We start from the raw sequence: 10,389 nt of genomic DNA, 5'->3' as shown, positions 1-10,389 counted from the left end.
TGTGATAAACTTTCATTATCCTCTCTCATGAGGTACCTCCTATTTGATTTGATGTAGTGGCGGGGAAACCACTTCTATCTTATCACTTTGGGAGGTTTTTTTAATACCTCGCTAGAAGCTCTACTGAACCACTAGCATAGCTAGTGGTTTTCTGGGGACAAAAAGAGGAGCGACTAGCTGTCACTCCCGAATGATTTCATCAGTTGAACACTTTCTGCAAGACTTCGCCAATGGTTGTCACGCCGACAACCGTGATTTCCTTGGGCACCTTGATTCCTGTCAGGGAATTTTTAGGGGCATAGACCTTGGTAAAGCCTAATTTAGCGGCTTCGTTAATCCGTTGTTCAATCCGATTGACGCGGCGGATTTCCCCTGTCAGACCGATTTCGCCTATAAAGCACTCTTGTGGGTTGGTTGGCTTATCCTTGTAACTGGAAGCGAGGGCAACTGCGACCGCAAGGTCAATAGCTGGCTCATCCAGTTTGACACCGCCTGCTGACTTGAGGTAGGCATCTTGGTTTTGGAGGAGCAGGCCTGCCCGTTTTTCCAAAACTGCCATAATCAAGCTGGCACGATTGAAATCCAAGCCTGTCGTGGTCCGCTTGGCATTGCCAAACATGGTCGGCGTCACCAGAGCCTGCACTTCCGCAAGGATGGGGCGGGTGCCCTCCATGGTCACGACAATCGCAGAGCCAGTCGCCCCGTCCAGACGCTCTTCCAGAAAGACCTCACTTGGATTGAGAACTTCGACCAAGCCTTGTGACTGCATTTCAAAAATACCGATTTCGTTGGTGGAGCCAAAGCGATTTTTGACCGCCCGCAAGATACGGAAGGTGTGCTGCCGCTCGCCCTCAAAATAAAGAACGGTGTCTACCATATGCTCCAAGGTCCGAGGTCCAGCCAGGGTGCCTTCCTTGGTCATGTGGCCGACGATAAAGGTTGCGATATTGTTGGTCTTGGCAATCTGCATAAGCTCATTGGTCACTTCACGGACCTGACTGACAGAGCCTTGCACGCTGGAGATGTCAGGGCTCATAATGGTCTGGATAGAGTCGATAATCAGGAAATCTGGTTTTATCTTCTCAATCTCGGTCCGAATGCTCTGCATATTGGTCTCCGCATAGAGATAGAACTCGCTGTCAATGTCGCCCAAACGCTCGGCACGGAGCTTAATCTGCTGGGCAGACTCTTCCCCGGACACATAGAGGACGGTACCAATGGTCGAAAGCTGGGTAGAAACCTGCAAGAGTAGGGTGGATTTGCCAATTCCTGGATCGCCTCCGATCAGGACCAGACTCCCCGGTACCACACCGCCACCGAGGACGCGGTTGAACTCCTCCATGTTAGTCTTAGTGCGAGCCACTTGAATAGAGGAAACTTCATTGAGTTTCATGGGACGGGTCTTCTCACCTGTCAGGCTAACCCGCTCGTTCTTGACTTCAGCGACTTCCACTTCCTCGACAAAGCTAGACCAGGAGCCACAGTTGGGGCAACGGCCCAGATACTTGGGCGAGTGGTACTCGCAAGATTGACAGACAAAGGTTGTTTTTTTCTTAGCGATGGTCATTTCCTCCTATAGATTGTATTCTAGGATTTCGCAGTAGGCTATGGTTTCTTTGGGAACAAACTGGCGTATCAGCATACCGTGACAGACGATAGCGATTCGGTCATAGGCTTTGTATTTTTCAAGGGCCTGTAAAAATCGCTCTCTCATCTCCGCAGCAGTCTCATAGCGAACAGGTGAAGACTCAGGCACCGCTCCGCTATTTTCCAAAAATAATCGATGAGCTAAGACAGCCTCATCTTGACTGGCATTTTGTCCCGTCAGGTCTGGTCGCCACTCATGAAAAAAGGGCTCGACCAGAAGAGGCAGTTGGTTGGCATGAGCAATGTAGGTCGCAGTCTCCAAGGCCCGTGTGACGCTTGAAGCAATGACTACTTGAGCTTGGGAAAAGATAGGATTACTAGCAATTTCCTGAGCTAAAGTCCGCCCCTTTTCAGTCAGGGGAGCCAGATCCCGTCCAAAACCTGCATACAGCCGAGGATTATCATGCTGGTCAAACATACTGTAGCTAGGCTCGGAATGCCGCACAAAGAGAATCTGCATAGTAGCCTATTTCCCAGTCGATCCAAATCCACCTGTCCGAACACCATCGGCCTGATCGCCGTCAGCCAAGAGGAAGGGGGCAAAAACAGCCTGTACGATTCGCTCGCCAGCTTCCACCACAACGGTTTCTTCTGTGATATTTCGCATCTGGGCAAAGATATGACCTTCGTTGGCTGGGTTGCCGTAGTAGTCCCCGTCGATAACCCCAACCGAGTTAATCAGGACCAAGCCCTTCTTGCGAGGGTTGGACGAACGGTCATAAAGATAGAGGACCTCATTGGCCTGCATATAGGCCTTTACACCTGTTGGAACCAGCTTAATCTCACCTGGCTCTAAGCTAACCCTCTCCGCAGCTTTCAGGTCATAACCTGCTGCATGAGCGGTCTCACGTTTTGGCAATAAATTTTCATCAGTAAACTGGCTGACCAGTTCGAATCCACGGATTTTCATAATATTCTTTCTTTTATCCTTTCAAAACGTTGATTTAATAAGGTTTCTAGCACCTTGTAAAAAGTTGTTTTTGTAATTTGTGGACCATTTTGTACACCTAGAGATTATTTATGGCTTTTTCATAATATGAAACTGCCTCTTTTTCTTTATCTTTTGATAGGTGCCCATAAGTGTCTAAGGTCATTGAAATGTTAGAGTGTCCAAGACGATATTGGAGTTCCTTGTAACTAATACCAGCGTTCAGCAGTAAACTAGCGTGAGTATGGCGGAAAGCGTGACAAGTAAAGCGAGGAATACCCAAGGCCTTACACCGACGGTTTATAATTTCTTGTAGTGAAATCCGTGGGAGGTATTCCCTAACCGTTGTAGCAAAGACAACAGAGGGAGCGCACGCGCCGACCTCAAGAAACATCAAGCGTTGGCGGTTGCGATATTGTTTCAGTAAGAGAGCTGTTTTTTTGTCTATGCTGATGATACGAGTACCTGCCTTTGTCTTTGTTGTCCCGATTATATGCAGTTCCATGCTATAGGTTTTACTGATCGATATTGTGCCAGCTTCTAGATCAATATCAGACCACTCCAGGGCAGACAATTCACCAATACGGCAACCAGTGGCCAGTAATAACTTAAAAATAACATATTGGTAATACTTGCTAAAGTTGGTACTTGCCAATTGTTCAGCATGATCAAGAAACTGTTTTAGGTGTTCAGGTTCGATAAACCTGACCGCCTCACGTCCCTTTTTCTGCTTTTTGGGTAAGATAACATCACGAGCTGGATTTGTGGCCAGAACTTGCAACAGTACCCCATGTTGTAAAATTCTATTATTGATTGAATGAATAGCTTTAAAATTTACCAACTTAGGAGCCAGACCATTAACAAACTGCTGAATGGTGGCTGGTACTATCTTATCTAGTTTCATTCCTCCAAATATTGGAATAAGGTGGTTATATAGTTGCCTTTTGGTTACTACAAAAGTCTGAGGCTTTACTGTTAACTTGTAACTTTCTAGCCAAAGGTCAGCTAATTCTTGATAGGTTTTTACTTCTACTTCCTTTTTTACCGTTGAACCATTTTTGGCAAACTCAATAGGCGCGTGCTTTGCTTTCTGTTTAACCTCCGTTTTTGTCCTACCTGTTACGCTAGTTTTTACTTTCTTTCCTGTAATGGCATCTACCCCAAGATAGACACTTGCACGGTAAACAATGCTACCGTCTTTTTTTGTTACTTCAATAATCTTCATGATCATAAACCTTTCCATCAGCAGGCAAGCTGTTATTAAAAAGATTTTAGAATGTTTTAGGTTTATATCATGCGTAGGCTTACGAGAATAGCCCTAATTTCGTTTGTTTTTGGTGGGTAAGGTAAATTATACCAGTTAAGAGTTAAAAGCGAATACAGGCGATTTTGGAGCGTTTGACAGGGTTAGAAATGGTTAGATTTTAGAGTACACACGCGCCGAATGCTAAGGTTTGCTAAGGTATAGCCAATATATAATACATTGCGCCGTTTCACGACCGCAGACAGTTTACTAAAATATCTAACTTGTTAAAACTTGACTTTTTTCAGCTATTAACAAAACCTAACTTTTTCAGCTATTGAGTTTTGTTGAGTTTTTCCAGCTACCTACAAAATCCGACTTTTTTCATGTTGACTAATGTTGACTTTTTTAACTACCAACAAAAACCTACATTTTCATCTACTGATAAAAACTGACTTTTTTAATGCGGACTTTTGCGGACTTTTTTTCACTCCACACAGTCCACTAGAAAGCCCCTAGGCGCGTGGAATAGCTCAGTAGGGTAAATGCACCAGAGAAGTGTTTGAACGTGGTGAGGGCTAGTCTTCATCAGGTTCAATCAATTTTGTCATATCTATATAGTTTGGTTCAATTTCACCCAATGTCATTTTTTTCAATGCTCCTGTATTTATTAGTTCAGAAAGACTTTCAGGCGATTCTATCAATTCCTTGAAATTGTTATGTACCCATACATCGATATTTTTTTTAATTTTTTTAGTCCGAAGTGGCTTTGGAACGATGGACTGAATCTTGTCAATCAAATCAAATATTTGTTTTTTTGTTTCCTTTTTTGATTCATCGGAGTTATAAAGTTTATAATCTAATTCCCTAGCTATTTTTGTGACTTCGGCTTCTGCTTGTTTATGAACAAATTCTAATTTTTTATAAAGTTGTTCATCCATACCTTCACGTAATATTTTTTTTAGTTTGTAATTCTTCTGGTACATCATCAAGCTGTAATTGTAACGAATTTCTATTTCGCTAGTGGTTACTGTTCTGTAAAACATATCTTCGATTCCTGAAACACTGAATGCTTCATAGCTCGCCCTTAATGCTGATTCATTTGTCCCATCTAATCCATTGATAATATCTACAACAATATCTGAAATTTTTTCTATGAGTTCATCATTATAATCTGAGGTAAGCAAATGTGGAAAGTCTTTCACCTCTTTTTGTACAAGTTCAAAGACACGTTTTTTCTTATTTTCATCAGCAAAACTATAGAATTCAAACCCCAACAAAATAGACTCAATGAGATTATTAACGTTTCCATATAGAAGTTCATTTACAGTCATTTGACCTAATTCAGAGATTTTTTTAAGATTCTCTTTATTCGGTAAATTCCTTCCTTTTTCCCAGTTATTAACTGTTCCCTTGGAAGTTTCAAAACGTTCCCCGAACTTCTCCATAGATTCACCTAATGAAAGGCGGATTTGTTTGATTCGTTCCCCTACTTGAACATTGTTATTCATAACGGAAACACCTCCTAATAACTACATAATAAACTTTTTTTTTTAAAAAGTAAAGAAAAGTATTGATTTATTTTTAAAAAGGTGTTATAGTCTAGGTATGCAAAAGTAAAGGAGGTGATTTAATGACCAGAAAAAACAAAATTCGAGGTTATCGAAACATGTTGGGGTTGACACAGGAACAACTTGGAAAAAAGTTAGGAATGACAAAACAAAGTTATCACAATAAAGAAGTTGGTAAAAACTCTTTTAGCGATGATGAAAAGTTAAAGTTTAAACAGCTACTTCTACCATTGTTCCCTGATATTACACTAGAAGACATATTTTTTTAATTTAAAGTATGCAAAAGTAAAGAAAGAGGTAGGAAAGCATGGAATTAGTTTACATGGACGGACGGAAAGAGCCGTACACAACAAGCGAGATAATCGCAGAATGTGCTGGAGTACAACACCACACTATTACACGCCTATTGAGAAATCATAAAGAACGATTTGAGGCGTTTGGATTTTATGGATTTGAAATCCATAAATTAGACGGAAAAGGTAGACCAAAAAAGGTTTATCACTTAAATGAACAGCAGGCTACTTTGCTGATCACTTATCTGGACAACACACCGCAGGTTGTCAAATTCAAAACAAACCTAGTTCGAGCATTCTTTGAAATGCGTGATGAGGTGGCAGAGTTTCGCTACCAGAGGGCACTGGAGAAGCCCAAACGTAAAGCACTACATGAAGCTATTGAAACATGGCAGGAAGCCCCAAAACACGCGCACAGCACGGTTACAAACTTGCTACTAAAAGGCGCTAGCGGATTGAATAAACGCCAGCTAATGGCACACCGTGGCGGACATAATGGCATTGACAGCCTAACCAGTCAGGAACTTATCAAGTACCAGGCGCTAGAAGACATGGCTATTGCTATGATAAACCTAGGCATGACATACCAAGACATCAAAACTATGGTATTCAGACCACTGAAAAACGCACCACAAGGCGCGTGAGAGCAACAAAAAAAGGCTTAACGGGGACCAACCAGCAAAGCCTTTTAACCACTAACTAAAACAAAATTAACAAGCAGGCAAGCTGTTATTAAAAGGGTTTTAGTAAAGATTTAATAGCTAGATTATACCATATCTAGGACATTATGACCATACAGAGGGCGCTAACCCTTAAAACTGGAGTAGAAAAGTATTAGGTGCTGGTATCGCCATTAGGTTGTCATGGACCCAGGGCAATCTAAACCACCCTAAGAAAATTACATACAGCAAGGCTATTATTTTGGCACAGGCTTACACGACCACAGGGGCAACCTGGTAAGTCTGGGGCGGTTATCCGCTGGGGATAGTCTAGGCTAACAAAGAAATGTATAAAGAAAAAAGTATAGTAAAGAAATCAAGCCTTTTACAAACAGGATAAAGCCCACTAGGGTCATTACACAGACACAATAAAAGAAACAGAGGTAAGAACTACATGAAAGACAATAACAGAGAAACGATAATCCATTTTGAAATGTCTAACCAAGAATACGCACCCGTGAAGAATGCAATATCGGAAGAGCTGAAGGCAGTCATCAGCAAAGTATATCAACTAGACCATGAAACAGGCTGGACATTGCACTATCTAACCGACATCATGCTGAACCACTTTCATGAGGACGTGGCACGAGTTCCATATGGCAATTTGACACCGGTTGAACACAGTTTGAACAGTATAACTCACCGAGTCGAGAGCGCAAGGGTAGCACTCTTGAAAGCTGGATATGAAGACAAGATTGAAGTAGGTAATCCTATGTGGTACTTAAAACTAATCTTACAAGATTTTGAGCATATAAAAAAGGAGATGAAAAATGCAAGAAATGACAATTGAAACAGCGTTAACGCTTATCGCAATACTAACACCGCTGAATATCTTTCTATGGCTACATCTAGGAACGTATCAGCTCCATAGCAAGCCCAAAATCAAGCCAGAGGGTAATCATACCAGACGGCTGACAAATGCGAATTATGGGGCTTATATTCAATCACAGAGCAGATATTACAATTAGGGGGTTGGACATGAGGAAACTAGACCAGATAGTTGAGGAAATCAAGGAGCAACGCCCAGCACTCTATGGGCTTATCATTGGCATTATAGAAAACAAGATACCCAAAGAGGAAGAAGAACGTTTTTTGACACTATCCCAAGAAGAAAGAAAGCAATGGATCATTGACTGGATGAATCTGCTGGAGGTGCAAGCATGACAGAAAACAAATTACCAGGACATCTAAACAAAGTTTTCAAGCTACTACCGCTTGGCGTGGACTTACCAATCACCGCCTCAGACATTGAGAAGCTGACAGGCCTAGACATCCGAACCATTAGGGAACATATCCGCCAACTTATAGTTGATTATGGTATTCCCGTTTGTGGCGGACGAGATAACAAGCTAGGGGGCTACTATATCCCCCAGAATGAAACTGAGCGACTTGCTGGAGTGCTACCGCTCCAACGTCAATACGACCAGGAACATAAGCGTATTCACGCGCTTTTGACTGCTGACTTAGAAGACTGGAGGAAGTATAGAGATGTTTAGCCTAAGCAGAGAGAGCGAGCAAGATCTAACTAATGGCTTGCTGGATATGGTTGGAAAGTACCTGGAGGCGCGTGAGAAAGTCAAACCAAGGACACTTGGACTAATCACAGCCCAACAGGTTAAAGATGAACTAGGCATAAAGGATAAGACCTTGAAACGCTGGGAAGACAACGGGCTAAGACGATACCAGCCCCCACTAGAAGACACTAGGAAAATCTTTTATAGGGTTAGTGATGTTTTGATATTTTTGGGGGTTGAGAATGGCAAGGTATAGCGTACACCCCGCACAAGGTGGCGGGAAGTATCATGATGAAAAATTTTACAAAGATCGCAGGCCGACACTGGACCAGCTAAAGGAACAGCAAAGGCTTAAAAAACTGAAGAAGAAACGGAGAAAGGGGCGATAATGTGGCAATTTACGAGGCTAGGGGTTTTCAAAGTAACCTTGTCTATCTGTTTGATAAAATGGAGCCATTCCAGTATATTGAGCGCTTTAAGCCCCTAGTAGTCCCTGAAGGTGCTGACCTGGAGGAATACAAAAGAACCCAGGCGCCTTATTGTTTGAGTGGAAAAATCACAGCAGAGAAAACAGGGAGCTACAAGCGGAATAATACCAGCCTGGTATATCGTGATTTAATTTTCCTTGATTATGATGAGATTGAGGGACCAGCCCAGGGCTTTATAGAGGCTGTTTCTAGCGCCTTGTTTGGCTTTTCCTATATCTTGTACCCAACAATCAAACACACCCCAGAGAGCCCTCGTTTTAGGCTTGTGGTAAAGCCTGGGGGCGTGATGAATGAGGAAGCCTATAAGCAGGTAGTCAAGGAGATAGCAGACAAGATAGGGCTACCTTTTGACATAGCTAGCTTAACCTGGTCCCAACTTCAGGGCTTACCAGTCACAACAGGCGACCCAGCAGACTATCAAAAAATCGTAGAGCATGGCCTAGATTATCCAGTACCAAAATCAAACCAAAATCGAACAAGTGGCCAGGGAGTAAAACCGCAGACGTACACACCACAACCAAGCGGTCAGCGGTCTATCACTATGAGGGTCATAGATACGCTTTTCAATGGCTTTGGAGACGAGGGAGGGCGTAACGTGGCACTCACGCGCTTTGTGGGGCTACTCTTTAATAAGTGGGTTGATTGCGATATAGAAACAGCTTACGAATTAACAAAGATAGCAAACAGCGTGACAGCTAACCCCCTACCAGAGAGGGAGCTAGATAGGACTTTTGAAAGTATAGCAAGAGCAGAATTTAGAAAGCGAGGATAGGACCATAGAAAAGGAAGAATTGAAAAGCCTGGAAAGTGAAATCTTAGAGGCGCGTGAAAATGAAGATAAGCACTTTAAGACTTTTAAAGGTGTTAGGGGGCAACTTATCAAAGAGTGTCAAGCAATAAAAGACCAGGCTTATCAGCAAGCTTATGATGAAGTTATGACAGATAGCAAGCACCTTGAAAATGTAAAAGCGGGCAAATTGACAGAAGCCCAGCATGAGGAACTAGCCCGACAGAAGGGCGAGGAAAAAAGCGGAAGGGCTTTACCAACTAATCCGTTAGGGGTTGCCATCATATTAAAAAAGCATATCCGCTTTATTAGGATTAAGCCAGAGGCACAAGGACAAAAAGCCCCGCTATATTTCTATAATCCTGATTTTGGTATCTGGTTAGAGGATAATGAATTTTTACAAGATCTTATTTCTGTCATTTATCCAAATGCAACGGAAAAACAGGCATTTGATACGCTTTATAAGATTGCTAGACAGAGCCAAATGAAGGAAATTCAAGGCAATTATACCGTAATTGGGAAACAGCTATACAATGCTAAGACAGGCGTTTTTGAAGACCCAACACCAGATATAACAGCAACAAGAAAGATAAAAACAGACTATAACCCTGGAGCAAAAGAGCCGATAATTAACGGCTGGAAGCCGACAGCTTGGCTTTTAGAGCTGTTTGACGGTGACGAGGAACTTTATAACCTTGCTATCCAAATTATAAAAGCAAGTATCACAGGGCAGTCATTGCAAAAAATCTTTTGGCTTTTTGGTGAAGGTGGAACGGGAAAAGGAACTTTTCAGCAGTTACTTATAAACCTGGTGGGTATGGAAAACGTGGCCAGCTTAAAAATTACAGGCTTAACAAAAAGTCAATTTTCAACATCTATCTTATTGGGAAAATCACTTGTTATTGGTGATGACGTACAGAAGGACGCGGTAATCAAAGATACATCGGATATGTTTAGCTTGGCGACAGGCGACATAATGACCATAGAGGATAAAGGGAAACGACCTTATAGCATACGCCTTAATATGACGGTGGTACAGTCTTCTAATGGTTTACCAAGAATGAACGGCGATAAGTCTGCTATTGACCGCCGATTTAGGATTTTACCTTTTACGAAGGTATTCAAAGGCAAACCAAATAAAGCTATAAAAGAGGATTATATTAACCGTAAGGAAGTCCTTGAGTATTTAGTTAAGTTGG

13 protein-coding genes and 1 pseudogene are annotated in these 10,389 nt (G+C 42.3%); 9 read left to right on the top strand and 5 right to left on the bottom strand.

Annotation, left to right across the window (positions count from 1 at the left end):
• Nucleotides 1-199 precede the first annotated feature (199 nt).
• The 5 genes and pseudogenes from radA to ODU37_RS10085 form a co-directional block, all read right to left on the bottom strand.
• Complete coding sequence (gene radA / locus ODU37_RS10105) at nucleotides 200-1,567, bottom strand: DNA repair protein RadA (RefSeq protein ID WP_024377772.1); 1,368 nt, start codon at nucleotides 1,565-1,567, stop codon at nucleotides 200-202.
• 6 nt (nucleotides 1,568-1,573) lie between these two features.
• On the bottom strand, nucleotides 1,574-2,107 hold the full coding sequence (locus tag ODU37_RS10100) for a histidine phosphatase family protein (protein WP_105159038.1): 534 nt from the start codon (nucleotides 2,105-2,107) through the stop codon (nucleotides 1,574-1,576).
• A gap of 6 nt (nucleotides 2,108-2,113) precedes the next feature.
• Nucleotides 2,114-2,557, bottom strand: a complete 444-nt coding sequence (locus tag ODU37_RS10095; RefSeq protein ID WP_024388517.1) for a dUTP diphosphatase — start codon at nucleotides 2,555-2,557, stop codon at nucleotides 2,114-2,116.
• A gap of 97 nt (nucleotides 2,558-2,654) precedes the next feature.
• On the bottom strand, nucleotides 2,655-3,800 hold the full coding sequence (locus ODU37_RS10090; RefSeq protein WP_249562562.1) for a site-specific integrase: 1,146 nt from the start codon (nucleotides 3,798-3,800) through the stop codon (nucleotides 2,655-2,657).
• A 1,319-nt stretch (nucleotides 3,801-5,119) separates the two neighbouring features.
• Nucleotides 5,120-5,329, bottom strand: a pseudogene (locus ODU37_RS10085) (helix-turn-helix domain-containing protein); the annotation flags it as partial.
• A 122-nt stretch (nucleotides 5,330-5,451) separates the two neighbouring features.
• Here ODU37_RS10085 and ODU37_RS10080 point away from each other — a divergent pair.
• The 9 genes from ODU37_RS10080 to ODU37_RS10040 form a co-directional block, all read left to right on the top strand.
• A complete protein-coding gene (locus tag ODU37_RS10080; protein WP_044679914.1) occupies nucleotides 5,452-5,658 on the top strand; it encodes a helix-turn-helix transcriptional regulator in 207 nt (68 codons plus the stop codon).
• A gap of 38 nt (nucleotides 5,659-5,696) precedes the next feature.
• Nucleotides 5,697-6,326, top strand: coding sequence for a Rha family transcriptional regulator (locus ODU37_RS10075; protein WP_249562561.1), 630 nt, complete (start codon nucleotides 5,697-5,699; stop codon nucleotides 6,324-6,326).
• 469 nt (nucleotides 6,327-6,795) lie between these two features.
• Nucleotides 6,796-7,191, top strand: a complete 396-nt coding sequence (locus ODU37_RS10070; RefSeq protein WP_024387869.1) for a hypothetical protein — start codon at nucleotides 6,796-6,798, stop codon at nucleotides 7,189-7,191.
• Nucleotides 7,172-7,369 (top strand): hypothetical protein, encoded by a 198-nt coding sequence (locus tag ODU37_RS10065; protein WP_398580481.1) that lies wholly within the window; start codon nucleotides 7,172-7,174, stop codon nucleotides 7,367-7,369. Before ODU37_RS10070 ends, ODU37_RS10065 begins: the two co-directional genes overlap by 20 nt.
• Nucleotides 7,370-7,379: 10 nt before the next feature.
• Complete coding sequence (locus ODU37_RS10060) at nucleotides 7,380-7,565, top strand: hypothetical protein (RefSeq protein WP_172068593.1); 186 nt, start codon at nucleotides 7,380-7,382, stop codon at nucleotides 7,563-7,565.
• Nucleotides 7,562-7,897, top strand: coding sequence for a hypothetical protein (locus tag ODU37_RS10055; RefSeq protein WP_249562560.1), 336 nt, complete (start codon nucleotides 7,562-7,564; stop codon nucleotides 7,895-7,897). The genes ODU37_RS10060 and ODU37_RS10055 overlap by 4 nt, the downstream gene beginning before the upstream one ends.
• Nucleotides 7,890-8,171, top strand: coding sequence for an XRE family transcriptional regulator (locus ODU37_RS10050; protein ID WP_249562559.1), 282 nt, complete (start codon nucleotides 7,890-7,892; stop codon nucleotides 8,169-8,171). Before ODU37_RS10055 ends, ODU37_RS10050 begins: the two co-directional genes overlap by 8 nt.
• A 134-nt stretch (nucleotides 8,172-8,305) precedes the next feature.
• Nucleotides 8,306-9,175: a primase alpha helix C-terminal domain-containing protein gene (locus tag ODU37_RS10045; protein WP_024387872.1), complete on the top strand. Its 870-nt coding sequence runs from the start codon at nucleotides 8,306-8,308 to the stop codon at nucleotides 9,173-9,175.
• Between the two features lie 19 nt (nucleotides 9,176-9,194).
• On the top strand, nucleotides 9,195-10,389 hold a 1,195-nt coding region (locus ODU37_RS10040; RefSeq protein ID WP_398580480.1), incomplete at its 3' end, for a phage/plasmid primase, P4 family.

Source organism: Streptococcus sp. 2021WUSS109, assembly GCF_044427305.1.
In the GTDB taxonomy this organism is placed as follows: domain Bacteria; phylum Bacillota; class Bacilli; order Lactobacillales; family Streptococcaceae; genus Streptococcus; species Streptococcus suis.
The sequence above is the reverse complement of the archived record's forward strand: the minus strand, read 5'-3'. Positions and strand labels throughout refer to the sequence as shown.

What these genes read in the sequence shown, in the direction of transcription:
- ODU37_RS10095 (WP_024388517.1), bottom strand. Translation starts at nt 2,557, where the DNA reads ATGAAAATCCGTGGATTCGAACTGGTCAGCCAGTTTACTGATGAAAAT.
- ODU37_RS10065 (WP_398580481.1), top strand. Translation starts at nt 7,172, where the DNA reads ATGCAAGAAATGACAATTGAAACAGCGTTAACGCTTATCGCAATACTA.
- ODU37_RS10075 (WP_249562561.1), top strand. Translation starts at nt 5,697, where the DNA reads ATGGAATTAGTTTACATGGACGGACGGAAAGAGCCGTACACAACAAGC.
- ODU37_RS10070 (WP_024387869.1), top strand. Translation starts at nt 6,796, where the DNA reads ATGAAAGACAATAACAGAGAAACGATAATCCATTTTGAAATGTCTAAC.
- ODU37_RS10060 (WP_172068593.1), top strand. Translation starts at nt 7,380, where the DNA reads ATGAGGAAACTAGACCAGATAGTTGAGGAAATCAAGGAGCAACGCCCA.
- ODU37_RS10055 (WP_249562560.1), top strand. Translation starts at nt 7,562, where the DNA reads ATGACAGAAAACAAATTACCAGGACATCTAAACAAAGTTTTCAAGCTA.
- ODU37_RS10080 (WP_044679914.1), top strand. Translation starts at nt 5,452, where the DNA reads ATGACCAGAAAAAACAAAATTCGAGGTTATCGAAACATGTTGGGGTTG.
- ODU37_RS10050 (WP_249562559.1), top strand. Translation starts at nt 7,890, where the DNA reads ATGTTTAGCCTAAGCAGAGAGAGCGAGCAAGATCTAACTAATGGCTTG.
- ODU37_RS10100 (WP_105159038.1), bottom strand. Translation starts at nt 2,107, where the DNA reads ATGCAGATTCTCTTTGTGCGGCATTCCGAGCCTAGCTACAGTATGTTT.
- radA (WP_024377772.1), bottom strand. Translation starts at nt 1,567, where the DNA reads ATGACCATCGCTAAGAAAAAAACAACCTTTGTCTGTCAATCTTGCGAG.
- ODU37_RS10090 (WP_249562562.1), bottom strand. Translation starts at nt 3,800, where the DNA reads ATGAAGATTATTGAAGTAACAAAAAAAGACGGTAGCATTGTTTACCGT.